The 25327-nt window shown below is 60.0% G+C and carries 20 protein-coding genes; 6 read left to right on the forward strand and 14 right to left on the reverse strand.

Annotated features, from left to right (window positions below; all coding sequences use genetic code 11):
- Positions 1–85: 85 nt before the first annotated feature.
- The 7 genes from VGN12_29075 to VGN12_29105 form a co-directional block, all read right to left on the reverse strand.
- Positions 86–415, reverse strand: coding sequence for a calmodulin-binding protein (locus VGN12_29075; GenBank protein HEY4313540.1), 330 nt, complete (start codon positions 413–415; stop codon positions 86–88).
- A 237-nt stretch (positions 416–652) separates the two neighbouring features.
- Positions 653–1468 (reverse strand): MBL fold metallo-hydrolase, encoded by an 816-nt coding sequence (locus tag VGN12_29080; protein ID HEY4313541.1) that lies wholly within the window; start codon positions 1466–1468, stop codon positions 653–655.
- Between the two features lie 135 nt (positions 1469–1603).
- Entirely contained in the window at positions 1604–2572 is a 969-nt protein-coding gene (locus VGN12_29085) for an SDR family oxidoreductase (protein HEY4313542.1), read from the reverse strand.
- Positions 2573–2587: 15 nt separating this feature from the next.
- Complete coding sequence (gene ruvX, locus VGN12_29090; protein HEY4313543.1) at positions 2588–3061, reverse strand: Holliday junction resolvase RuvX; 474 nt, start codon at positions 3059–3061, stop codon at positions 2588–2590.
- Positions 3062–3110: 49 nt separating this feature from the next.
- Positions 3111–4208 (reverse strand): mannose-1-phosphate guanylyltransferase, encoded by a 1098-nt coding sequence (locus tag VGN12_29095; GenBank protein HEY4313544.1) that lies wholly within the window; start codon positions 4206–4208, stop codon positions 3111–3113.
- A 46-nt stretch (positions 4209–4254) separates the two neighbouring features.
- The gene (locus VGN12_29100) at positions 4255–5691 is read right to left on the reverse strand and encodes a UDPGP type 1 family protein (protein HEY4313545.1); all 1437 of its coding nucleotides are present in this window, start codon (positions 5689–5691) and stop codon (positions 4255–4257) included.
- Positions 5692–5779: 88 nt separating this feature from the next.
- A complete protein-coding gene (locus VGN12_29105) occupies positions 5780–6589 on the reverse strand; it encodes an MBL fold metallo-hydrolase (GenBank protein HEY4313546.1) in 810 nt (269 codons plus the stop codon).
- A gap of 181 nt (positions 6590–6770) precedes the next feature.
- Between VGN12_29105 and VGN12_29110 the strand changes: the two genes are divergently transcribed.
- Positions 6771–7133 (forward strand): STAS/SEC14 domain-containing protein, encoded by a 363-nt coding sequence (locus VGN12_29110; GenBank protein HEY4313547.1) that lies wholly within the window; start codon positions 6771–6773, stop codon positions 7131–7133.
- 46 nt (positions 7134–7179) lie between these two features.
- Here the strand turns inward: VGN12_29110 and ggt are convergent, their stop codons facing one another.
- A complete protein-coding gene (gene ggt / locus VGN12_29115; protein ID HEY4313548.1) occupies positions 7180–8904 on the reverse strand; it encodes a gamma-glutamyltransferase in 1725 nt (574 codons plus the stop codon).
- 158 nt (positions 8905–9062) lie between these two features.
- On the opposite strand from ggt, the gene VGN12_29120 reads away from it, so the two are divergent.
- On the forward strand, positions 9063–11285 hold the full coding sequence (locus VGN12_29120) for a tetratricopeptide repeat protein (protein ID HEY4313549.1): 2223 nt from the start codon (positions 9063–9065) through the stop codon (positions 11283–11285).
- Positions 11286–11300: 15 nt separating this feature from the next.
- Here VGN12_29120 and VGN12_29125 read toward each other — a convergent pair whose 3' ends face one another.
- Positions 11301–12143 carry an LssY C-terminal domain-containing protein gene (locus VGN12_29125; protein HEY4313550.1) on the reverse strand — a complete coding sequence of 281 codons (843 nt, stop codon included), beginning with the start codon at positions 12141–12143 and terminating at the stop codon, positions 11301–11303.
- 252 nt (positions 12144–12395) lie between these two features.
- On the opposite strand from VGN12_29125, the gene sucC reads away from it, so the two are divergent.
- Together sucC and sucD are read left to right on the forward strand one after the other, a co-directional pair.
- Positions 12396–13580 (forward strand): ADP-forming succinate--CoA ligase subunit beta, encoded by a 1185-nt coding sequence (sucC, locus tag VGN12_29130; GenBank protein HEY4313551.1) that lies wholly within the window; start codon positions 12396–12398, stop codon positions 13578–13580.
- Between the two features lie 98 nt (positions 13581–13678).
- Positions 13679–14560: a succinate--CoA ligase subunit alpha gene (sucD, locus tag VGN12_29135; protein HEY4313552.1), complete on the forward strand. Its 882-nt coding sequence runs from the start codon at positions 13679–13681 to the stop codon at positions 14558–14560.
- 125 nt (positions 14561–14685) lie between these two features.
- On the opposite strand, the gene VGN12_29140 is transcribed toward sucD, so the two are convergent.
- Positions 14686–16143: a hypothetical protein gene (locus VGN12_29140; protein HEY4313553.1), complete on the reverse strand. Its 1458-nt coding sequence runs from the start codon at positions 16141–16143 to the stop codon at positions 14686–14688.
- Positions 16144–17114: 971 nt separating this feature from the next.
- Here VGN12_29140 and VGN12_29145 point away from each other — a divergent pair.
- Together VGN12_29145 and VGN12_29150 are read left to right on the forward strand one after the other, a co-directional pair.
- Complete coding sequence (locus VGN12_29145; GenBank protein HEY4313554.1) at positions 17115–18026, forward strand: PEP-CTERM sorting domain-containing protein; 912 nt, start codon at positions 17115–17117, stop codon at positions 18024–18026.
- 590 nt (positions 18027–18616) lie between these two features.
- Positions 18617–19567: a PEP-CTERM sorting domain-containing protein gene (locus VGN12_29150; protein HEY4313555.1), complete on the forward strand. Its 951-nt coding sequence runs from the start codon at positions 18617–18619 to the stop codon at positions 19565–19567.
- A gap of 123 nt (positions 19568–19690) precedes the next feature.
- On the opposite strand, the gene VGN12_29155 is transcribed toward VGN12_29150, so the two are convergent.
- The 4 genes from VGN12_29155 to VGN12_29170 all read right to left on the reverse strand — a co-directional run bounded on the left by VGN12_29155 (position 19691) and on the right by VGN12_29170 (position 25265).
- Positions 19691–20677 (reverse strand): NAD-dependent epimerase/dehydratase family protein, encoded by a 987-nt coding sequence (locus VGN12_29155; protein HEY4313556.1) that lies wholly within the window; start codon positions 20675–20677, stop codon positions 19691–19693.
- A 69-nt stretch (positions 20678–20746) separates the two neighbouring features.
- Positions 20747–21982, reverse strand: a complete 1236-nt coding sequence (locus VGN12_29160; GenBank protein ID HEY4313557.1) for an FAD-binding oxidoreductase — start codon at positions 21980–21982, stop codon at positions 20747–20749.
- Positions 21983–22125: 143 nt separating this feature from the next.
- The gene (locus VGN12_29165) at positions 22126–22986 is read right to left on the reverse strand and encodes a phosphotransferase (GenBank protein HEY4313558.1); all 861 of its coding nucleotides are present in this window, start codon (positions 22984–22986) and stop codon (positions 22126–22128) included.
- Between the two features lie 83 nt (positions 22987–23069).
- Positions 23070–25265: a PQQ-dependent sugar dehydrogenase gene (locus VGN12_29170; protein ID HEY4313559.1), complete on the reverse strand. Its 2196-nt coding sequence runs from the start codon at positions 25263–25265 to the stop codon at positions 23070–23072.
- Between the last annotated feature and the right edge of the window lie 62 nt (positions 25266–25327).

Genomic DNA, 25327 nt, shown 5'->3' on the forward strand with positions numbered 1-25327 from the left:
CGGTCCCGGATCGAAACGCCGCGGCTGCTCGAGCGCAAGATCGCCAGCCGCGGCACCATTGCTTCGTCGGGAGCGATGCGCCCGCTTAGAACTGATCGAGGATGAAGTGATTTCCCCAGTGGTACTTGCGGGTCATGGGGAATTCGTTGTGCCAGCGCTTGTTGTAGACCGGCACCCGCATCTCTGGCGGATAGCGGTAGTACAAGCTCTCCGAGCTGCGGTAATAGTCCGCGCTCCAAAAGTTCTGCGGATACCACAGATACGGGTAGTGGTAGAAACGGTCCCAGTCCTGGGTGTTGTAGCTGCGAGCCCACTGCCGACCGAAGGCCTGTTCTTGCGCATCGGCCGAGGTGGCCGTTGCGGACCACAGCCCCAGCGCGCAGAGTCCCGCTAGCATTCCTCGACGAATCATCATGAATCCCCCCAACGCCCAACTCGAACCGCCGGCCGGCTCCTGATCGAAGAAGCCTCTTTGCGCCGGCAGATCAGCCTGGGCCTGTAAGGAGTGAATCGGCTCCCCTTACAGCCGGCATTGAGGGAATATCCGTTAAAGCCGGTAGGGTCCGCGAGGTGGGGGAGAAACGAGCGAAGCAGGGCTGACTTTGCGGGCGCCCCTCTGTGCGACTACGTCCTTTTGGCTTGCTGCGATGAGTTACCGGCGGGCGGCGGATTCGGCCGCGGAATTTTTTAGCGGCGTCTTTCCCTCGGCTAGCTCGCGGTCCCACTGGTCCATCAGTGGCCAGTCAACCGCACAGGTGCCGAAGTCGGCCATGTGCAGGTAGCTTTCCAACCGTGCGATCGTGCGATCGAGCAGCGTATTATCCTTGCGGAAAATCGGACCGTGGCTCGGCAGCAGCCATTCGACATCACTGGCTCGGATTCGCTGCAGCGAACGCAAGAATGCCTGGATGTCGCTGCCATGATGCGCGTCGATCGCGCCGACGCAGCCATCGCGATAAATGTTGTCGCCACTGAAGAGCAAATTGCCCATGCGGAACGACAGTTGGCTGTCGGTATGACCTGGCGTGTGCCAGACCTCGAGTTTGAGATTCCCGACCGTGATCACATCTCCGTCGTCGACCAACACGTCAAGCTTCACGGGCGGCATTTCCAGGTGAATATCCTGGGCATCAATGCGGGCGAAGGTCTTGATCGGATCCCCTTCGGCCAGTGGCTTAGCCGCTAAAGGGTGGCCGGTCACCGTGGCCTTGAGCGACTGCTTGATCTTGGCCAGCCCTTGGATATGATCCACATCCGCGTGGGTGGCAATGACGGTTTTGCAGTTCGACAAGGGAAAATCGAGCTGCCGAATCATTTCGACAATTTCGTCGACGGCATCCTCGAAACCGACGTCGATCAGGATCCATTCCGATTCGTCGTAGACGAGATAGACATTGCACCCCAGCCGCTGGCCGGCCTGGTAGTTCATCTCGATGACGTGGGTGAAAACGGGCTTCCGTTCGAGCATGTTGATTCATCCTTTTGTCGCCAGGCACAGCCGGCGGGTAGGCCTAGGGACTGCCCCAGATTTTAGCAGCCCGGCGGAAAAGCTCCAGGATGCCGACGAACGCAAAAAAGTCCGGCAGCCGCGCGAACTTCCCCGTCAGCCGGTCGCAACGATGCCGGCGAGCCCTTCGCGAAATGAAGGGAAGGCGAAATGCACACCAAGTTCGTTGCGCAGTCGAGAATTGCTGACCCGTTTGTCGCTCGCCGCCCGAACCGCCGAGGGCAAGGTCGCGTCTGGCGCGATGAAGCGAGGTGGCGGGGCCTCGAGCAATTGCGCCAATTGTCGGTAATAATCGCGCCGCGCTACGGGGCGGCCGTCTGACACTAGGTAGTAGCGTGGTCCTCGAGCGACTTTTTCCGCGGCCAACACGACCGACGCCGCATCGTCGACATGGATCAAGTTCAACCAGCCGGCCGCGGGAGCAGGTATGGTTCGCCCCTGCTGTAGCGCTTCGCGATTAGGAATTCGTCCGGGGCCATAAATACCCGCCATGCGGAGCACGACGGCATTCGCCCCGCGCGGATGCGAGAGCAACGCCTCCTCGGCTGCCAGGCAGGCCCGGCCCCCCGCACGCTCAGGAAAACAGGGCGTATGCTCGTCGATCCAGGCGCCACCGCAATCTCCGTAAACGCCGGTCGAACTGACATAGACCACGCGCCCAGCATTCGTGGGTAGTGCGTTCAGCACGTTAACCAACCCGCGCAGATACACCTCTTCGATACCGAAGCTCTGCTTACGGTCGTAGCCCACCGCGTAAAGTATCGAGCTTGCGGCAGGCAAGCCGACGAGCGAATCCAAACGCATGACGTCGGCCACGATTGGACGCAATCCGCGCTTGGCGAATCCCGCGGCGCGCTCGCGCGAACGGGTTACGGCGAACACCTCGTGCCCGGCGTCGAGCCAGCGCTCGGCGACGCGCAGGCCCAGATACCCGCAGCCGACGATCAGCTTCGTCTCTAGCGAGGCACGCTCGGATTCGCGACTGACGGGTACGCTACTTGGTAGCGGCGGCATAGCGCCGGGACGCAACGTGTCACGTAATCGTTCTTGGGGGATTTCAGCCATGTTTCAACCGTCACTCTAATCGTCTAAGCCCGAAGTCCCTTCGGTGTTTCCTCCTGATTCCAGATATGCGACCAGCAAAATCTGTGCGGCCAGCTTATCGAGCCGTGCCTTGCGCTGCTTCTTCGTGAACTCGGCAGCACCGAGGTATTTCTCAGCCTCGGCGCTTGTGAATCGTTCGTCGAAATACTCGACCGGTTTGCCTGTTAACTCGCCGAGCCACTTGCCGAACTCTCGCGCCTCGCGTGACTTGGCGCTCTCGCGGCCGTCCAGATGTACCGGCAAACCTACGACGAATAAGGCGATACTCTCCTCCGCCGCCAGGCGACGGAAGAAATCACCGTCGGCTTGCGGACCGCGGCGCGTGTAATTCTCGAAAGGACTCGCGATCGTCCGCCGCGCATCCGACACCGCGATACCAATACGGACAGTTCCGTAATCGACAGCGGCGACGCGGCCGGAAGCGTTATTCGCTGTTGGTCGATCGGACATGGAAAGGAGTGATATCCCTGGAAAAAGTGCGACCGGCGGCATCCCCCAATTATACGTGCTGACGCCAGCCCCGTTTCTCCAATTCTTTGACCACTTGCCGCAGCGATTCCTCGTCGCGGCGGTGGGCCACTAAGGTGGCATCGGGGGTATGCACCACGATCAGGTCTTCGGCACCGACCGTGACGATCAGATGCTCTTTGGCTCCCTCGCCGGAGTAAACGATCGTGCCCGTCGTTTTAACCCCCAAATGTCGGGCCACAATCGTGTTGCCGTCCGCATCCGTACCGCGCTGCCGGGCCAGGGCCTGCCAACTCCCCAGATCGTCCCAATCGAAGGGGGCTTCGACAACAATGACGTTGTCGGCCTTCTCCATCACGGCAAAATCGATCGAGATCCCTTTGATCTCCGCGAATTCGCGGGCAAACACCGTGTCGAAATCGGCCGTCTCGTGCGCCGCGGCGATGGTTTTGAGGTGACGCATCATTTGTGGCTGATGGCGACTGAGCGCGTCGAGAATCGTGCGCGCACGCCAGACGAAGATGCCCGAATTCCAATAGAAGTTGCCCGAGTCGAGGTATTGCTGGGCGACCTCGGCATTCGGCTTCTCGCGAAATCGCAGGACGGTGTAGGCGACACTCGCCCCGCCTGCTTGCTGCTCGCTGAGTGGTTCCCCACGTTCCAGGTAACCAAAGCTCTCGGCGGGATACGTGGGGCGAATGCCAAATGTAATCAGTCGGCTCGGTTCGGCTTCGACCAGCGCCACGGCCTGTTGCACCGCACGGCGGAACGCTTCGCCATCACGAATCACATGGTCAGCCGGCAAGACGAGCATCGTCGCCTCGGGATCCCGAGCCGCGATCAATAGCGCCGCTAGACCGATGCAAGGAGCCGTATCCCGCTTGCAGGGCTCGGCCAAAATGGCCGCGGACGAAAGCTCGGGCAACTGCTCACGAACCGGCGCCGCGAGCACCGCGGCCGTTGCCACCAGCCTCCGATCGGCCGAGACCAGATCCGCCAGGCGATCGAGCGTCGACTGCAAAAGCGAACGATCGCTTAATAGCTTTAAGAGCTGTTTTGGGGTCGCTTCGCGGCTCACGGGCCAGAATCGAGTTCCAGAACCTCCGGCCATGACCAGCGCGTGCAACATCGAATGATCTCAGGTTTCTTGAAAGGGCTATTCCTGCACGTGAGGCTTAGCGAAAATAACGATCCGACGTCACTTCCAGCCCCTCGTTGATCTTCCGCGAAACTTCGTCCGCGTCCAGGGCGTATAGCGGGCTGATTTCGACGTTTACACCTTCGCCAACCTTGACGCCGGCCTTTTCGAGCCAGGCGCGGTGCAGCTCTACGATTTGTCGACGAACCGTGGTGGGCGTGTCGCGTTCTGCCCCTTCGCCATTCTTGACTGGCGCGAACACCGCGGACTCGTCCACCTCGACCACCAGCGATTTCTTCGCTTCTGGTAACAGGTCGAAGATGAACTGCTCGAACTTAATTGCGTTGGGCTTCTCGGGCTCGACCTTGCTTCCGGACTGATCGACGAAACCGACCTTCTTGTGGGCGAAATGGAAAGGCAACCGTCCGCCCCCTTCGCTCATCCGCTTCAGAAATACCACATCGAAAATATGAACCGCTATGTTTCCAGCCCACAACTTGAGTGAGCCATCGGGCTGCCGCAGCTCGGCAACATCGTCCGGCAGGTCGCTATATTCGATGATCTGCACCTGGCCATCCACCGAGACGACATTACCGACCCGGTCGAGCGGCTTTTGCTTCGCAACGACCTGTGTCGAAACTTCCGCTCCGGCGTTCAGGTGGTAGCCGATGAACAGCGGATCGCAAACGACAACCAGCGGATTGTCGATCTGCATGTAAAACAATTGCTCGATATGACGGCGCTCGATGTCCGCGAGCGCTCCACTGCGAGCAAGCGCGCGTAGCATGCCACCGTGTCCATCGGGACTGAGAAACAGGCTATCGCGCTCAGCGAGAAGCAGCTTTCCCGATTTTGCATCCACCGCGGGCATCGTCCCCTGACAGAAGACGATCACGTCCTCGACCGGCAGACCGAAGCGGGCGTGCTTTTCCAGCGCTGCGATCGTGTCATCATGCGTAGCCGGGCTGGTCATGATGTAAATCGGGATGGCCGCGTTGTACCGCTTTCGCGCAGCCAACAGCTTTTCGAAAAGAATCTGGAACAGACACGCCTCGGAGACCGGACCGATGGGGAACAATCCCTTCGGGTGATCGAAGCCGAGTCGGGTCCCCTGCCCTCCGGCGACCAGCACGACGCCCACTTTGCCGTCGCGAAGTGCGTGTTCGCCGCGCTGGCGCGCTCGTTCGTACGCTTGGCCCTCCCCCTGCTCAGAGAGCCGAATGGCCGGCGGCGGTTCGGCACGCTTTGCGCGAGCGGCATGGTCTTGCCCGGCCGGCTGCGATTCGTTCTTGGCCTGGCCGGCCAACTTGGCGATTTGCCGAAAGTCGATCCCTTCGACCTGTTTGGCGAATGCCGATTGTTCGTCGCTCGACAGCTCGTCCCAGAACTGCAACAGGTGCTCCTGCCCTGCGGTCCGGAGTTGTTCGAGAAGCTTTTCTTTGCTGGGGGCGGACATAGCGGTTGGAGAAGACATTGGTATTTTCGTTTTCGAAGACTGACACATCTAAGTGCGACGCAACAGGCCGGTAGCCGATTGCGTGAGTCGAATCTGGTACCCAAATCTAGGTCAGCGGAACACGCATGCCGTCGTAGGCCAGTTCCATATTCGCCGGAAGTGCCGCATTCGTTGCTTCGTGCTCCAATTCATGCGACAGATGCGTAAAAATCGCACGCCGCGGAGCCAATTTTTGAGCTACCTCGATGGCTTCCTGCAGCCCGAAATGGGTCGCGTGCGGCTTGGGGCGCAGGGCATCGAGGATCAGTACATCGAGCCCTTCCAGCAGCGGCCAACTTTCGTCGGGAATTTTGTTCGTGTCGGTGCAATACGCCACGTTGCCAAAACGAAAACCCAGCACTTCCCAGCGACCGTGCAACAGCCGGACTGGAATGATGCGCATTCCCAACAGGTCAAACGGTTCGGTCGTGATTCGGTGCGGATCCAGCAGAGGAATTGCGCCGGCGTGGTACGTCCCCTCTTGAGCAAACGCATAATCGAACGATTTTCGTATGCGATCTTCGACGGTCGTTTCGCAGTACAGCGGTAACTTGTGTCCCAGGTAGTACGGAAACAATCGCACGTCGTCCAGACCGAAGACGTGATCGGCATGCTCGTGCGTATAGAGCACCGCGTGAACCAGGCCGATTCGCTCGCGCAGCAGTTGCGTCCGCAAATCGGTGGGGGTGTCGACAAGCAACACCCCCTCAGGCATCCCCAGCACCAATCCGCAACGAGTCCGCTTATTTCGCGGGTCGTTGCTTTGGCACGTATCGCATCCGCATCCAATGACGGGCACGCCCACCGACGTACCGGTCCCCAGAAAAACCAGTTGGCCGGAAACATCGGTGGTGACAAATTTGCGTTCTGCAGGCATAGGCGGATTCTATGAGATAGGGGGAAGTCTCGGCAAACGGTGCCACGTTAGTAGATCGTTTACGGTCGTTTTTTGTTCCCTCGCGCTCGTTCAGGCGCAGGAAGGATTGTGGTAGGCTGACGGACAGCCGCACACGGCAAACCGCGGAACGCTCATAGACCCAGGATGGAAGGTGAACGCCATGACTGTTGAATTGCGCGAAGAAGCTGCTGGGAAGATTCTTGAAGTTCGTGCCAGCGGCAAGCTGAGCAAACAGGATTACGAACGATTTCTGCCGGAAGTCGAACGTTTGATCAAGGCGCAAGGCAAACTTCGCATCCTGCTCGAACTGCACGATTTTCACGGCTGGGAAGTCGCGGCCTTGTGGGAAGATATCAAGTTCGACATGAAGCACTTCCGCGATATCGAGCGGCTGGCGGTCGTCGGCGAGACCAAGTGGGAGGCCGGCATGGCGGCCTTCTGCAAGCCCTTCACCTCGGCCACGATCAAGTACTTCGACCACACGAAAGCCGCCGAGGCCAAGGCTTGGCTCGAAGCGGCTTGACGGATGGCGAGCCGCTGGCGAGTGAGCTGTTTAACAGCTGGCTGCTTTAATAGCCCACGGCTTTGCCCACGGTCTGCCGGGTGTCCGCCGCACCCTCGAGGGTATCGCCGACGATGTGAATCGTATGGGCGTCCCCTTGCTCGCGCGGCTTGGAGACGACCGTATGCCCCAGTGCTTTTAGTTGCTCAACGAGCGGCGCCGTGGCCGGCTCATTGGCCAGTTCGAACGCCACGCGATCGGGCAGCCATTGGTGATGCATTCGCGGGGTAGCAACCGCCGCGGGTGCATCCATCCCGAAATCAAGCACATTCATCAGCACACACAGCACCGTGTTGGGAATCGTGCGGCCCCCCGGCGAACCAGTTACCAGTCGCAGTTGCCCGTCGCGTGCAACGATGGTGGGCGATTGCGAGCTGAGCATTCGTTTGCCCGGGGCAATCAGGTTCGCGTCGGTGCCGATCAAACCACGCCGGTCTGTCCAACCTGGCCGGGCGTTGAAATCGGTCATTTCATTGTTCAACAAAAAGCCGGCGCCGCGTACCACGATTCGCGCGCCGTAGCTTTCTTGCAGCGTGTAGGTGTTGGCCACCGCCATGCGATCACGGTCAACGATCGAAAAATGGGTCGTGCTCTCCCCCTCGGCCGCGATTTTCAACTCGGAAGCCAATCGTACACTGGGCGTCGCGCGCGAAAGGTCGATTTCGCTGGCAAGCTGTCGGGCGTATTCCTTCGTCGTGAGATGCGCGGGAATGGTGACGAAGTCTGGATCGCCCAGATATCGGGCACGATCGCAGTAAGCGCGCCGCATCGCTTCGATCATCAGGTGCGAAGTGCGTGGGCTGAATCGCCCGTCCTTGGCCAGGTCGAAATTCTCCAGGATGTTCAGCATCTCGACCAGGCATGTACCGCCGGAACTGGGAGGCGGCGGCCCGTAAATATCGAATCCGCGGTATGTGCCGTGAATCGGAGTGCGAATCTTGGCCGCGTATTCGGCTAGATCATCGGCCGTGACCAGTCCACCGCCGGCGCGCATCTCGGCCACGATCGCCTGGGCGATTTGCCCCCTATAGAACGCCTCCGCGCCTTCGTCCGCCAGCAATTGCAATGTTCGCGCCAAGTCCGGTTGCACCAGAAGATCGCCGGCTTTCCACTTCTTGCCGTCCAGAGAGGAAAAAACTCGCCGGAATTCGTCGGTCGCGGTCGATTTTGCGGTCAGTGAGCGCAGGTCATCTGCCAAGGCCTCGTCGATCGCGAAACCCTGTTCGGCCAATTTGATGGCGGGTGCGACCAGGTCGCGCCATGGCAGCTTTCCCCACCGCTGGTGCGCCATGGCCAGGCCACGCGGTGTGCCCGGCACCCCTACGGTCTTATGGGAATATGGCGCACCATCCGTGGAGAACATATCTCGCGTCGCGGCGGCAGGGGCCGTCTCGCGGTAGTCAACGCAAACCGGCTCCTGACCACGGCCGGGCCAAATCAGCATGAAACCGCCACCACCGATGTTGCCGGCGCCCGGGTAAGTAACGGCCAGCGCCAAGGCCGTGGCCACGGCCGCGTCGATCGCATTACCGCCACGTTCTAGGATCGCCAGACCGACGTCGGAAGCCTCGGGCGAGACCGAAACGACCATCCCCTGCTTAGCGCGCGCAGCGCTTGCGCCGATGCCTTCTGCCTCACCCCGAGCAATGCTCGGCGCGACCGCCGCACTTCCGACCAGTACAACGGCAATCAAGAAAGTCGAGATCCGATGGAACTTACGGCGAGGATGCATAGTTGCATTCCAAGAAATCTGACGAATCGCTACTTTGAACATCATAACAATGGCAATCCGTAGCCGCTGATGATTGTGCTCCTCGCTCGATTGCTCGTATCCAGGTTGTAAACTTGTCGACGCTCGATTCCACAACGCCTGGCGTTCAGGATGGCCTTGTGCCCACGACTGCCGATGTGCGTGCGCGCGGCGCCGCACGGCCGTGGTATTTGGACCTCGTCGCGGGCATGTTCTTATGCGGCGCCGTGGCTCTCATTTACGGGCATGCGGTTCATGCGCCGTTTATCTTTGACGATCGAATCTCGATCGTCGAAAACCCGTCGATCCGTACGATTTGGCCGCTCTTGGGAACTGATAAGCGCCCTGGCCCGTTGCAAGCGCCGCTCGACGTAAGTACCGCCGGACGTCCGCTGGTGAATTTCTCGTTGGCCGTTAACTACCAAATCGGGCGTCTCGACCCGACCAGTTACCACGCGTTCAACGCGCTCGCTCACGGCGTGGCCACGTTGCTAATGTGGCTGATCGTGCGTCGCACCTTGTGCCTGCCCTTCTTTGGCGATCGGTTCTTGAACGCGGCTAACCGCCTGGCCTTCACGGCGGCGCTGTTGTGGGCGGTTCATCCGCTGCAGACCGAAACGGTCGAATACGTGACGCAGCGAACCGAGCTTCTGATGGCGCTGTTCTACCTGGGGACGCTGTACGCGGCGCAACGTTACTGGGCCGCGACCGGTCACGCGCAGGGCTACTGGCTCGTGGCCGCTTGGGGCGCCGCATTAGCCGGCATGGCTTGCAAAGAGGTCATGGTCACCGTGCCGGTCGTAGTGCTATTGTTCGAGCGAACGTTCCTGCGCGGCTCGTTTCGCGCCGCCATCGATCAGTCGTTGCCGCTGTATCTCGGCTTGTGCGCTTCATGGGCGTTGCTGATCGCCTTGAATTACGGGGGAGCGCGATCCGCCTCGGCCGGTTTTCATTTGGGCGTTTCGGCCTACGACTGGTGGCTCGTCCAGTCGCGGGTGCTGTTTCTTTACCTTTGGCTGACTATCTGGCCTTGGCCGATGGTGATCCATTACGAGTTCCCCTACTTCGAGTCGATAGCGTCGGCCTGGATGTGTGTCGTTCCAGTACTGCTGCTGGCTGTCGCCACGATTTGGCTGGTATATCGCCGGACGGCGACAGGCTTCGTTTGGGCAGCCGCGTTCATCGTGCTTTCGCCGACATTCACCGTGCCGATCATTACTGAGATCGCCGCCGAGCGCCGCATGTATCTGCCGCTGGCGGCGCTTCTGCCGTGGATCATAGGGGGTGGGTACACGCTGGTCGATCGAATGATGAATCGGCTGCGAAACACAGATCAAACTTCCCACACAAGCCATCTCCCGTTAGTGCTGACGATCGCAATTACGCTCGGAATGGCCGCCGTTTGTGGCTGGTTGAGTTTCGAGCGGACGGGCATCTACAACGACCCGATCGCACTTTGGGAAGACGCGGCCCTGTATCAGCCAGACAACTCCCGCGTGCAGAATAATTTAGGGGTCGAACTTGTCGACTCGCGCCGGCCCGCCGAGGCATTACCACACTATGAACGCGCCCTGGAGTTGCAGCCGGATTACGTCGAAGCACGATCGAATCTCGGCGTAGCACTGGTGCATCTGCAGGAATTCGCCCGCGCGCGGCCGGAATTCGAACAGGCGTTGGCCATCAATCCTCATTACGTCGACGCCCACATCAATTTGGCTCATCTGCTGGTCGAAGCTGGACGACTCGAGGAGGCGGTCGAGCAATACCGCGCCGCCCTTACTCAAAGGCCGAACGCCGCCGAATTGCATTCCAACTTGGGGCACGTCCTGGGACTTTTGGGGGATGGGCAGCAGTCGGTCGCTGAATTTGAAGAGGCGGTGCGCCTAAAGCCGGATTTCGCCGAAGCCCATTTGAATCTCGGCGCCTCGCTGGCCAATACGAAACCGCAAGAGGCGGTGGCCCACTATGAAGCGGCATTGCGAGCCAATCCCGACTTTGTCGAGGCGCATAGCAATTTAGGAGCCCTGTTGAACGCCTTGGGGCGCAATGAGGAAGCGGTCGAACATTTTCGCGAGGCGCTCAGACTGAGGCCTGATTACGCCGAGGCGCATTCCAACCTAGGCATTGCCCTGGTGACCGCCGGCAATATCAAAGAGGGAATCGAGCAATTCGACCAAGCCGTAAAACTGAAACCGGACATTGCGGGCTACGCGAATCTGGCCATGCGCTACGCCCAGGCCGGGCGTACGGACGAGGCAATTGCGACTGCCGAAATTGCCCTGGACATCGCGCGCACGCAGGGCCAGCAAAAGATGGCGGCCCCCATCGAGGAATTGTTGCGTAAGCTCCGTCAGATGCGCTGACGTTAGTCCTGCCGTTTATTTCAGCCAACCGCGTAGCCATACCCAAAAGCGGTTCTTCGCTTCCACGACCACGGGATTCGCATCGACGATCAGCGGAATCTCGTTTGGCACGTTATTTGGACTGATGACGCCGATCGTGACTTCACCGTCAGTGTAGTAGCGATCGCCGCCGCCGTTGCGGCCGTTCAGCGTCGGCCCCACGCCAGACACTTGATAGGTGCGTGTGAGTTCGTGCGCCTCGATCAATGTGTTCAAGACATGGTCGCGTTCGCCATCGACGTCCGCGTCGATGTGATGCGTGATTTGTCCTGTGCGATGACTTAACCCCACGCTGCGATCTAACGTCGCGGCGCCCAACCAGGTGGGCCGGCCATCCTCGGCAGGCTGCTCGCTTTGCCAGAACCGGACGTGGTGCCGCTCGCGAGCGCTTTTGCCGATCAACTGCTCGAAGGCCAGATCTTGCTTACGTCCCCAAACGAACAGGCTGCTGACCGGGGCATCGTCGTAAGCACGATCGAGCAGCACGCTTTCCGCGATATGTACGCTGCTGCGTGCCGTGACCGAATCGGCCGGATGCCAATTGGCAGCCAGCATGGCTTTGATGATCTCGTCCTTTGTGCCGACAAGGCCGATGTTCAGCGGATCGCCTGGTATGCCGCTGTGCGTGACCGTGAACTTTGGCGCTTCTTCGAGATTCGGCTGATGTTCGTAATGCTTCCAAACGGCCGGTAATACGATGTACGCCAGCACGAGCCATAAGATGACAGCCCACAGAGCGCGGATTGCCCAGCGGCGTTTCCAGCGCGTGGGAGCGGCTGCGATTGGCGGTGCGCTTGCTCTCGGTTCGTTGTTGTCCATGATCACTGCCGAGGTGGAATGTTTCGCGGCGCGTGCTACCTGCCCAAAGACATGTGACAGTCGCCGAGCCGCACGCAAGTATAGAAGCGCGCTGCCGCGCAAGCGCTGCCGAATCGAGCGAGGCGTCGCACGGTCGGCGGGGCTAGCCGCTCCTTGACCATCGGCGCGCGGCAGCCCTATAATCCCCGGCTCGCACGCCTCGTGACGCCCGCGGGCGTCTGCTATCCCTCCCCCCAGCAAGCCGGTTCAGCGATGAAAATTCACGAATTCCAGGCCAAGGAAATCCTTCGCAAGGCGGGCGTTCCGGTGCCGCAGGGCATCGTCGCACGCAGCGCCGCCGAGGCGTCCGACGCGTTCCGAAAGCTGGGCAGCCCGATCGCCGTCGTGAAAGCACAGATCCACGCCGGAGGGCGCGGCAAAGGAACCATCAAAGACAACGCCAATCAGCGCGGTGTGCAACTGGTACGCAGCGCCGAGGAAGCCGGCAAGGTCGCTGAGAATCTGATCGGCAAGTCATTGGTTACGATTCAGACAGGTGCCGAGGGGCAAATCGTTCACCAGGTGTTGGTTGAACAGGGCTGCGATATCGCCCGTGAGTTGTACCTGGGAATCGTCGTCGACCGCGGTTCGGCGGGACCCGTATTGATGGTCTCGAGCGAAGGGGGCATGAACATCGAGGACGTGGCCGCCAACACGCCCGAACTGATTTACAAAGAAAAGTTCGATCCGGCCGCCGGCCTCGGCGGATTTCAAGCTCGCAAGTTGGCGGCGAAATTGGGGCTTAAGGGAGCCAGCATCGCCTCGGCCGAAAAGTTCATGAAGGGGCTGTGCCGCGTCTTCGTGCAATGCGATTGCAGTCTGGCAGAAATCAACCCGTTGGTCGTCACCGGCGCCGGCCAACTGCTGGCGCTCGATGCGAAGATGACCTTCGACGATAACGCCATGTTTCGTCACAAGGACCTGGCCGAGCTGCGCGACGTTTCCGAGGAGGAGCCCGCCGAGGTTCGTGCCGGTGCCGCGGGCCTCAGTTACGTCAAGCTCGACGGTAATATCGGCTGCCTTGTGAATGGCGCCGGCCTGGCGATGAGCACCATGGACCTGATCAAATTGCACGGCGGTTTTCCCGCTAATTTCCTGGACGTCGGTGGCGGTGCGAATGTCGACCAGGTGACCGAGGCTTTCCGTATCCTGCTATCGGACAAGAACGTCAAAGCCGTGCTCGTGAATATCTTCGGCGGCATCATGCGATGCACGACGATCGCCACGGCCGTGGTCGCTGCGTACAAGTCGGTCGGCTTCAATGTGCCGCTGGTCGTGCGGTTGGAAGGGACCGAGGTCGAAGAAGGCCGCAAAATCCTGGCCGAAAGCGGCGTCGACATCATCGCCGCCGAAGGGCTGACCGACGCCGCCAAGAAAGTCGTTGCTGCCGTAGCCTGAGCCCTCGCGTTTACCTGCATCCCGCCGATCGCGCACCCCCGAAAACGCGTTCATCAAAACAACTATTCCGCCCACTCCTTCGCCGTAAAGAGTCGAGCATGAGCATCCTGATCAATAAGAATACCCGCGTCCTCTGTCAGGGAATCACCGGCAAGGTCGGGCAATTCCACACCAAGGGCTGTCTCGATTACGGCACAAAGATGGTCGGCGGCGTTACGCCGGGCAAAGGGGGCGAATCGGTCCTCGGCTTGCCGGTGTTCGACACCGTGGTCGAAGCCGTGGAGAAGACAGGCGCTGATGCCACGATGGTTTTCGTGCCGCCGCCGTTTACGGCCGACGCCATTCTCGAGGCGGTCGACGCAGGTATTAAGACCGTGATCGCCATTACCGAGGGGGTTCCGGTCCTGGACATGGTGCGCGTTTACGAAATCGTGCGCCGCAGCAACTCCGTATTGATCGGTCCGAACTGCCCCGGCGTGATCACGCCCGGCGAGTGCAAAATCGGCATCATGCCGGGCCACATTCATCGCCAGGGGCCCGTCGGGCTAATGAGCCGGTCTGGCACCCTGACCTACGAAGCAGCCTGGCAATTGACGAATCTGGGGCTAGGGCAGTCGACGTGCGTCGGGCTCGGCGGAGATCCGATCGTCGGTACCTCGTTCATTGATGTATTGCGGCTGCTCGAGGCGGACCCCGCCACGGAAGCAATCCTGATGATGGGCGAAATCGGCGGTACCGCCGAGGAAGAAGCCGCCGCCTTCGTTCGCGAGCATGTGACGAAGCCGGTCGCCGCCTTTATTGCCGGCCGCGCCGCCCCTCCGGGCAAGCGCATGGGCCATGCCGGTGCGATCATTTCCGGTGGCAAGGGTACGGCCACAGAAAAAATCGCCGCCCTCGAGGCTGCAGGCATCGAAGTGGCCCAAAGCCCCGCCGATATGGGGACCGCCATGCAACGCGCAATCGCCCGTAAGAAGCGCTAGTCGCAAGCGACGCAATTCGGGCGCGCGGTTACGGGGCGTTGCGCGTCCTTCATGTCATGAGCCGGCTTGTCTCGTTCAAAGCACGGCACATTGTCCATTCAAAAGCCCCGACCCGCTCAAAGCCCCTAGCGCCTGCCCGACATCTGTACGCGTTGATACAGCGCAAACTGATAGCCCGAAAGCCGCCCGCAAGGGTACTTCTGCACCAGGACGTAATCCTCGCCGCTTGCTGTTAGAGTGGGCGCGGGCCGAAAGGGACGCTGCTGATTATGCACCAGAAGCCAGTCGGGTGGCGGCGCACCGGGGCTGGCGGGCTTGTGAAAATTGGTGTACTCAAACACGTGCCCCTTGGGCAGGTAATCGACGTAAAAGCCCAGGTACGTGGTGTTGTCGAAGTCGTCGTCGCCTGCGAGGCGGATCGTCGAGCCAGGTGTGTGCTCATTGACGTATTCAAGCGCATCAAGGTAATGGCCTCGGCCAACGGCTAGAAAATCGGCCGTTAGCTTCGCGTTTCCTGCCAATACGAGCGCGACGCCAATCACGGCCACGTACTTTCCCAAGCGTCCGAATTCGACCGTCCGGGCCACCAAAAAGCTGAACAGAATCTGCAGGAAAATCAGGTTCAGGTAGAAGTACCGCACATAAAGCAGGGGCGGCGGTTTGACGGACAGCAGAACTGCGGGAGCGACCACGAATCCCACCGTACAGAGCAGCCACAGATGCGATTTCTCGTGATGCAGAAGTACAAGACTGGCAACGGCCGCTGCAGCCGCAATCAGCGCCGCGCCAATGACTATGACCGGCTGCTCTGAAAAACAGCCCACCGCCAGAGCAAGAGAACTGGCCACGACGTCGCCTACGCGATAGGGGTCGCCGCCGCCAATCCGCATGGCGCGCACGTCCACCAAATAAAGAGCCAAAAAGAAGCTAATCGGCAGGGCATGCAATTGAACGAGCCGAAAAAGTGCTCGTTTCCATGTCGCCTCGGACATCGCAAACGACACGATCGAGCAGGCCAGCGCCCCGCAATAGAATTGGATGAACGTCAAATGCGACAGGGCGCCAAGCATCGTCGCCAGCGAGAAAGCCAGCGAAGCCCACACGTTGGGCCGTTGCAAGAAACGCTCGAGAAAGAGGAACGCTGCCAGGCTGAAAAAGCCGGCCAAAGCGTAACCACGTGCCTCCGATCCATAGACGTTCATGACGAACGAAGTGGCGCAAAACCAGGACGCGCATGCCGCGGCAACTCGTCCCCACCTTCGCGCAATCACGGCCGCAAGGATGACGGTCCCCACACTCGCGACAATCGAGGGGATTCGGTAAACGAACCAATTTCGTGCGCCGCCGCCAACGACATCCATCCACAACGTGACGAGGTAGTGATTGTTGTCGTGGTGGAATGTGAATATCTCGCAGTACGTGTGCGGAATGCGCACAAAGGCCATCAGCGACCAAATCTCGTCGAGCCAGAACTCATCAAATGCCGCGACGATGCGCAACACCGTGGCAATGACGATCCCCAGCCCGACGACGCCCCGCAGCATGCGCGTTCTTACAGCGGCCGAAATCATCGATAGGCGCATGGTGTTTTCAATTTGCGCACGAGTTGATTGCCTGCTAACAACTAACGGTTCCGCAAGTCGTTCGGCAAGCACCTCGCCTCTGCGAGCCGCATCGAAAACGGCTTGACACGACGGCTGCATTCGCCCTCAGGCCGTGCTGAACCTGGATCGCAGTCCCCGCCCTTTATCGCAGCTTCCGCGCGGCGCAAACGGCACCAATGGGTGGAGCCGCCGTGCCGCGAAGTACTTACAAGAAAAAGAGAGCATGGATGCGCATCGGCGGGACATCGTTTCTCTTAAGTGCCCGCCGGCCAAACTCATTTTTTCGACGCAACTTATTAACCAGACTTGGCTTATCGACCAAAACAAAAATCGACATTCGGGTAGCAAGAAGTTTGCGGAATTTGCTGACTTTTTCATTGACGCCACCCCTATTGCTGGTAGACTGTGTCGAAGTTGGCTGCCGTGCGCCCTTTGTTCGGCACGCCTGTTTTAACCGGCAAGACCCTTAACGAGGGAGCAAACGCTAATGATTCGGACGCGATTCGATTCATCCCTCGTATCGGTGCATCATGCTGCACTGATGGGCCGCAAAGCCCTTCCTTCGGCAGCGAAGTACATCGCCGTTCTGGCACGCTTCGCCAATACGACCCTTGCAGGTCGTGCCTCTTGCCAATCAATCGAGCACCCACTTGTGCTTAGCAATACGCACGACGCACGGCGATTTCCGTTGCGGACTGCGTCGTATTGCTCGAACCAACGTAACACCACACACCGTGATCCTGGGCACATTTGAACCACAAGAAGGAGAAATCCTCCACAGACTGACACCTTGGCTCCAGCGACCAAAACGCTGAACGTCGATCAACGTTCGAAAAGCACGTTGAAGGATCAATGACGAACAGCAGATACGAAAAACCGATTCGCGTTAGTTCGAAAAAGAGTGTTTTTAGTAAATCAGAGCGTGACAACATTACGAATGGGAGTTGCTAATGATGAGTAATCGATTCCGCCTGTTGGCAGCCGCGGCTGCCTGTGCGATGGCGCTGACGTCATCGATGGCCAAAGCTGACCCGTTGTCGTTCACCATCGACTCGTCGCAAAGCTACCTGACGCTGAACATCCCGAACTTCAGCTTGTCGGGCTTGACGATCAACCTGACCAGCCAAAACCGCACGAATGGTGCCCCGACCGGCACGCAGTGGAGTGCGAACTCGACCACCGGCAACACGGCGTTCATCTCGGGTACGTTCGCCACGACGATTGGCGGCAGCCTCAGCGGCCAGTCCTTGAGCGCGGTTCAGTTCATTGCCGGTGCGAACAACCTGAACGCTATCAATTCGGGCAACTATCGCCCGAACCCGGCCGCTTACAACACCGCGACCAGCCATTACGACAACAACTCGGGTGGCGCTGGTGCTTATGGTGCCACGGTTCACTCGACGTTGGGTAACGCCGGCTTGGTGTCGTTCGACAACGTCTCGTACGACATTGGTTCGAACAACCTGCCCGCCAGCGGTGGTGTTGGCTCCGGCACGATCGCCACGGGTGGCAACCTGCAGACTGGCATCCTCAACTCGGTGTTCTCGGCCCAAGGCTTGAGCGTAATTATCGTCGGCCAGGTATTGCCGAACGACACGGGAAGCCTCGGTGGTGTCTCGGCTCCGAACACCGTTGCCAGTGCGAGCTACACGTTCACCAGCCCGAGCAACTTGCAGCTAAAGGTACCGGTCAACGTTCCGATCTCGATTGACCTGGGTGGCGGCACCTTCATCAACGGCACGGCCTTCGGCCAGTTCGTTGGTAACGCCGCGGTGCCCGAGCCGTCGACTCTCGCCTTGGCGGGACTCGGCATGGTTTCGTTGGTCGCCTTGGTGCGTCGCCGTCGCAACCTGCAGAAGTAGTCTTGAAGCAGGCGGTGCCAAACCGCTCATTGCTAATCACTCTTCCCTTCGGTGCCGCTTCGGCGGCACCGAAGGGTTTTTATTGCGCAATGCCTGTCGGGAGAAGTCCATTCAAGCATCGACGGCGTCCCCCGCCGCGGTGTCAAAGCCCGGCAGGCTGCAACCGGTTGAAAAATGCCCCTCCTGAACGCAGCCTGAGAAATTCCAGATTTTTTGCGGAAAAAGTGTTGCAATCGGTAAAATCGTAGCGCAACATGTGGGCTGTGCCGACCAAATGGCGCAATCTTCCTAATCCGACTGTTCATCTTTGTCGAAACGACGCTAGTGATTTGGACCACGAACCTGAGCTGAGAGTCGAGCCTTTCTGGCTCCTCGCAGGTTTGTCATAGCGTCCTCCCTTGGATCAGCCCTTCCCCTTCCGTTGCGAGTTGTGTCGCACGGCACTTTAAGGCGAAGGTCTCATCGTAGAGATGATGGCCAAGCGACTGCCGGTTTACACGGGATCGGCAACTCGCCTGATTAACACCAAAAATCACCGTGGATGAAACGGGAAGCTAACGCATCTAGATCCCCCAACTCGTGAGGCGCCAATGACCACATCGTGCTATGTATTGCCCCGTGCGCAGAAGTCCCTTCGTTCCCAATGGCTCGCTCCCGCATTCGCTCTTTGCGGGCTGGCCCTCCTGACCTCGACGGTTCAGGCTGACCCTCTGACCTTTACGGTCGATTCGACGCAGAGTTACCTGACGTTGAACATCCCGAATTTCAGCCTGTCGGGTCTGACCATTAACCTGACAGCGCAAAACCGTACAAACGGCGCGCCGGCTCCCACCGCGTGGAGTGCCAATTCAACGACCGGAAACACGGCGTTCGTCTCGGGCACATTTGCCACGACGATCGGCGGCAGCCTGAGCGGCCAGAGCTTGAGCTCGATTCAGTTTATCGCCGGTGCGAATAACCTGGCGGCTATCGCCTCGGGCAACTATCGCCCGAATCCGGCCGCCTACAACTCCACAACTAGCCATTACGACAACAACAGTGGGGCTCCGGGGGCTTACGGTTCCACGGTTCACTCGACGCTCGGCAACGCCGGCCTGGTGTCCTTCGACAATGTGACCTATGACATTGGCTCGAATAACTTGCCGGCCAGCGGTGGCGTTGGCTCCGGCACATTTGCAACGGGCGCGGATTTGTCGACGGGCATTCTCAGCTCGGTGTTTTCGGCACAAGGCTTGAGCGTCATCATCGCCGGCCAAGTGTTGCCAAACGACACGGGCGGCCTGAGCGGTGTATCGGCTCCGAATACCCTCGCTAGCGCGAACTACACATTCACTAGCCCGACGAATCTGCAGGTGGTCGTGCCCGTCAATATCCCGATCTCGATTGACCTCGGGGGCGGCACGTTCATTAACGGCACCGCATTCGGTCAGTTCGTCGGCAATGCGGCGGTGCCTGAACCGTCCACGCTGGCCTTGGCGGGTTTGGGAATGGTTTCCCTGGTCGCGATGGTGCGACGCCGTCGGAATGCGAAGATCGGATAGTCCAATCAGTCGCTAGATGCTTTGACGACTCACGAGCCCCTCGGTACCGGTTCGCCGGTACCGAGGGGATTTTTTTTGCGCTCCTATAAAAGTATTGCGCTGATCGACAGGCTGCCGATGCGACTACCGATACCCGTGCGTTCGAAACCAATCCCAGGCGTCGCGAACCGTCTCAGCCGCTGGGCGTATCTGGTACCCGAGTTGCGCTGAAGCGCGATCGCTCGAGTAGTTCTTGGGAAGCCCAGCCATCGCGACGGCCGCCGAATTGAAGTCCGGCTCCCGGCCAGTCACCCTGCCGATTACATCCCCTCCCCAACCGCCAACCTTGAGTTGCATCGGCCCGGCGCGCCACAGTGGTCGCCGCACATGGCAAGTATCGGCGATCAGGCGCATCAATTCGATCCATTGCATCGTGCGGCCTGCCAGAATGTAGCGCTCGCTGGCGTTAGCCTGATCGCGGGCGGTTAGAATCGCGGCAGCGACATCGCGCGCATCGCACAAGCTGAGCCAACCGCGCGGTGCCAGGATCATCGAACCCCGGGCCGTGGCCAATAGCAGCTTGCCCGACGATGGCTTCCAGTCCCAGGGACTCAGCATGAACCCGGGATTGACTGTGACAGCGTCCAACCCTTGGGCTATTTCGCTCGTCACGATTTCTTCCGCCTGCCGCTTGGTCACCACGTAGGGAACCGCCGGGCCGCCGGCGTATGGTGTTTCTTCGTTGGTCCGTTCTCGCAGCGAGCAGCGACCAAACACATCAGTCGTCGAAATATGAACCATCCGCACGCCGGCTTCGCGGCAGGCCTCGGCCACATGACGCGTCCCCTGGACGTTGACGGCGTCGTAGACCTCGCGCTGCGACCAACCAATCCGCACAAAGGCCGCACAGTGGACGACCGTGTTCACGCCTCGGCACGCCAGGCGAACGGACTCGCGGTCGCGAATATCTCCCGCCGAAGCCTTCACATCTAGATCGGCGAGGGCAGGATGCAAAGACTTATCGCGCACGAGCACGCGTACGCGCTCACCGCGCGAAAGCAGGAGGCGAACGATATTGTTGCCCAACAAGCCGGTCGCGCCGGTGACCAGCGTGACTTTCGGATCATTCATTAATTCTTCCGGCCCCCACGATCCGACCCGGCGATGCAAATTCAGTGCGAAACATCGAACGGGGCATTCTCATGCCGAGCCCTCGGCATGTCCCGTCGTCATGTCGTAATAGGTAGCATAGGTTTCGCAGGCGCGCCGCCGCACTTCACTTTCATCGAGGTTTTGGCCGGCGAATCGGGCGATTGCCATGCCGCTCGGGTCGATGGAAGTCGTCCCCGAGACAATCCATTCGGCCAGCAGTTTGCCCACGCCCCCCCCGCCCGACACGCCGTGTGCGCAGAAGCCGCACGCAGTCCACACGCCGCGTACCTCGGGGGTCGGTCCCAGGAGAAACGCGCCGTCAGGCGTAAATGACTCCAAACCGCAAATCTGGTGTGCAAGCGCATGTCGTGCGAATTCCGGAACACGTCGCCCGGCCGCTGCCAAAAGACCCGCGAACTGTTGTGAGTCGAATTGCTGGACTGTGGGGTTTTCGTTACGCGGAATGGTCGCCGTAAACGCGCGGGGGTTGCGCTCGTAACCGCCGGCAATCAGCGAGTCCCCCTTTTGCCGCAGGTAGACCAGGTTATCGGGATCGCGGAGATTCGGCAGCATGCCCTGGCCAAGAGTCGGAATTGACTCCGTTTCGACGTACTGATGTTCCATGGGAGTCAAGGGAATCGAGACGCCCGCCATGCGTCCGATGAGCGGCGACCAGATGCCGGCTGCAATGACCAGGGTTTCCGTTTCGCAGCGCCCCGACTCGGTCGTCACACCGCGCACAGCGCCGCTTGCCACTTCGATCGAGGTGACACGGGTCCGCGATTCGAACTCAACGCCGAGCGCGCGTGCATCGCGGATCATTGCCCCTGCGAGTACTGGCGCCGCGGCCGAACCGTCGGTCGGCATGTAGATCGCCCCCTCGACCCCCGACTTGTCCATGAGGGGAAACAACGCGAGCGTCTCTGCCGGCGACAATAGGTGCGTATCGAGCCCGCAACGGTCAGCGAACGCCTTTTGCTGCCGCAGTTCGATCAGTCGCTCGCGCGACGACGCCAGACGCAGGCTACCGACTTCCAAAAAACCAGGAGCACCGTCCAACTCCAAGGTTCGGTACAACGCCACGCTGTCGACCAGCAGCCGCGTCAGACTCACTGACGAACGTAGCTGACCTATCAATCCCGGGGCGTGCGATGTGGTACCGCTGATTAGCTCTCCCTGTTCCAGCACCAGAACGTCGGTACGTCCTAACCGCGCCAAGTGCAGCGCGATGCTCGCGCCTGCGATACCGCCTCCGATAATGACGACCGAGGCCCGAGTTTTCATTTCGAATTCCTAGGATGCTGCGTTCGACGAGGACTAGTGTCCCCGGCCGTCACCGATCCCACATTCGCGGCAAGGCTCTGCCACGCGGCCCGGCAAGTTCACAAATCTACCCATGAGCGCGGCCAGGGAAAAGGACCGCGGCCTCAATCGGAATCGGCCTGAAGAAAGCGTTCCAAGTTCTGTTGGGCGTACCCGGGAAAGTCGAATTCGAGTCGCGAGATTCCCGCTTGTGCAAATCCCCACATCGTCTCGCGCAAGGCGGAGACCTTCCGCATGACTCGCAGCCGCCTTAGATCCTCCGCCTGCACCGCGCCCGCGTAGTTTCGCAGGAATTCGCTCTCCTGCGCCGCGGAAAGTCGGTGATTCTCGGCGAAGTTTCCCAAATCGAAGAATCGATCTCCCATGCCTGCGTATTCCCAGTCGATGATCCGCAGGTTTGTACCATCATCGATCAGGTTGGCCGGCAGAAGATCATTGTGACAAGGGCACGACACCGCGGTGCTTGCCACGGAGCCGCGCAGATCGTCAAGACCCTCGAGGATTTTCCGCACGCTGCCCGGCAACGGAACTTCGTGAGCCTGCGCGATTCGATGATACTCTTCAATGATTGCAAAGGCCGAGAATTCCTTGGGAAACGCCGGAGCCTCGTGCAATCTGGCCAGCGTGCGAGCCGCGCGGGCGAGAATATCGTTGCACGTCGCGTCCATGGGTGAGAGTACCCGACCTTCGACGAACCGCGTGAGCAACGCCCGTCGTGCGGGCAGATAAGCCACGACCTCGGCCCCGATGCCGACAGCAGCGGCGATTGCAGCGCAGGCGTACTCGCTATCGCGATCGATCCCCAATTGCGCAGTGTTGTCCCCCGCAATGCGCAGCGCATAGGCGTCGTTTCCGACAAGAACGCGATAGTTGCGGTTCGTAATGCCGCCCCCGAGGGGCAGCACGATCGTGGCGCCCGCCAACTCGGGAATCTCGTGGAGAATATCCTGCAGATCGTTTAACACGGGGAATCGTCGGCGCGAGGGATGATGATGACCTGCAAGTGTAGGTTAGGCGCGACGCACAATTCTTAGCCAGAAAAACGTGGTTATTGGCTCGGAGTGGCCGGCGCCGGCAGTTCGCTGATCCAGCGCTCGAGCAACGATACGGCCGCCCGATCGATCACGCTTGTCGCCAACGGCGGCATGCGTCCCCGCTCGACGCGATTGATGCGCGTCAGCAGAAGCGACCTTTCGGGATGCCCTGGGGCCAGCAGCCGCGCGTCGGTAATGCCGAATCGGTCGTGCTGAGGCTTTTCGTCGAGCAGGCTCGTCTTGTCCAGCGGCGTCGTAAATTCCAGCTCCAGCCGGGCGTTGCCACCACCGGCCGACACGTGACAATGCGAGCAATTCGAATGCAGGTAGCTGCGGGCGCGCGCGTCGATAGGCAATGCGCCGTCTTGCGGATCCGACAGGGCGCCCATTTCAGCGGGGCGCTTCGGCAGAGGTTCGCGGAACAGGCCGAGCCGCTCGAAAACCTCTAATTGGTTTGCTGACGAGCTGCCGTAGTCGTGCGCGCGGTTCATTTGCAGCGTAGACAATCCCAGCACGTAATTCGCCGCGCGCGTGTGGCACATCATGCATTCGGCGCGGCTGGGAAAATGCCAGGACTGGCTGCGCGATTCGCCCGTCACTCCATCCGCCACTAATAAATCGTGCGAGCGGCCTTCGCTGGGGACCAGTTCGGCATCAGTCTGCTCGTCGTTCCACTGGTACGAATAACCAACCCACTCTCCTTGCTCGCGCACCAGCAGCCGTGTTTCGACTCGCCGTGCCACCGGCGGATTTCCGGGCACGTCCAACGAAAATGTCTTCACTACGACGGCGTGATCGGGCAGGTTCCAGCCGCGTGATTCCGTGAACTGGATCTGGGTATCAGGCGGCAACGCGAACAGGCGTTCCTTCCTTGCGCCATCGGACCAGAGGGGCGCGATCACCGAATACGGCACCACACCCGGCGCCGGCCGATGGTCCACGACAGATGCGAACAACCCTGTCTCGCTCAAGCGACGCGGGAATTCGCTACTGGAATTTGGCGTGTCATTTGGCTCGAACTGGTATAAGCCGCCGGCATAGTCGACGACGTATAACTCGCCGTCGGCATCGACGCCGAAACTCGCGACTTGCAGCGTCGTATCCGCCAACTCGCGATGCCAGGTTACCTGGCGACCGTCGTAGCGCATTCCCCAAAAGCGGCCTGTCGCAAAATCTCCATAGACGTAGGCTCCGCGCAGTTCCGGCAGCCGGCGCCCATAATAGACGTGCCCTCCGGTGATCGATCGACCTTCGGAATGAGGATGGGCAACCACTGGTGGCACGATCGGCGTCGGCCGGCGCTCACGAAGCGATTGAAAGGGCAAGCCCCCTTCCTCAACGCTCCATCCGTAATTGCCGCCGCGCTCGATGAGATAAATCATTTCGCGCCAGTCCTGGCCCACGTCGCCGATCCATAGGCGTCCCGTTTCTCGATCAAAGGACATGCGCCACGGATTGCGAAGGCCGAAGGCCCACAACTCGCCGCGCGCGTTCTCGGTCGAAACGAAGGGATTGTCACCGGGAATCACGTAAGGACTCTGCTCATCACTAGCGCGAACATCGATTCGCAAAACGCCCGACGGCAGGTCGGCAAGGTTTTGTCCCGTCAGGTTGGTATCAGAGTCCGAGGTCCCATCACCCGCCGTGATATAGAGCATGCCGTCAGGGCCAAATGCCAGGTCCCCGCCGTTGTGGCCGTTCGACTCGTATTCCAGAACCATCAGCCGCGAGTTCGGCTCGCAGCGCGGGGGACCATCTTGGGCGACCTTGTATCGCGCGATGTGGTTATTCTTTTTCGTCGCTTCGCGCGGTCCGTTGCTGAATACATAGACGTAATGGTTCGTCGTATAAGCGGGATCAAACGCCAGGCTATAGCTCTCTTCGCCGACATCAAGGAACAGGTCGGCACTTTCGACGTCTGCCCGCTTCGGAAAAATCAGAATCCGCCCTGATCGTTCGATCACGAGCAACTCGTTCGTCGCGGGAACATGCGTCAGAAACAGGGGTTCTTTTAGCGCCAATTTGTCGAATACGCGCTGCAGGCGGAATGGCAGCGGAGCGTCGGGACTGCCGCGTACCCGAGACGTGGTCCAAGCGACCCGTTTGTGCGTATCGAACGGCTCGTTTGGTACTGACTCTGAGGATGCGGCGTCACCTGCCATGCCGACGGACAGCGTCATCAGACACGCCAATCGACGAAGCCATTGCATGCGGGACCGCCGGCGAGAAGTGCAGGTTTCGGCAGGACTGTTCGCATGATACAGGCCCCCAT

The organism is Pirellulales bacterium (genome assembly GCA_036499395.1).
GTDB lineage: Bacteria > Planctomycetota > Planctomycetia > Pirellulales > JACPPG01 > JACPPG01.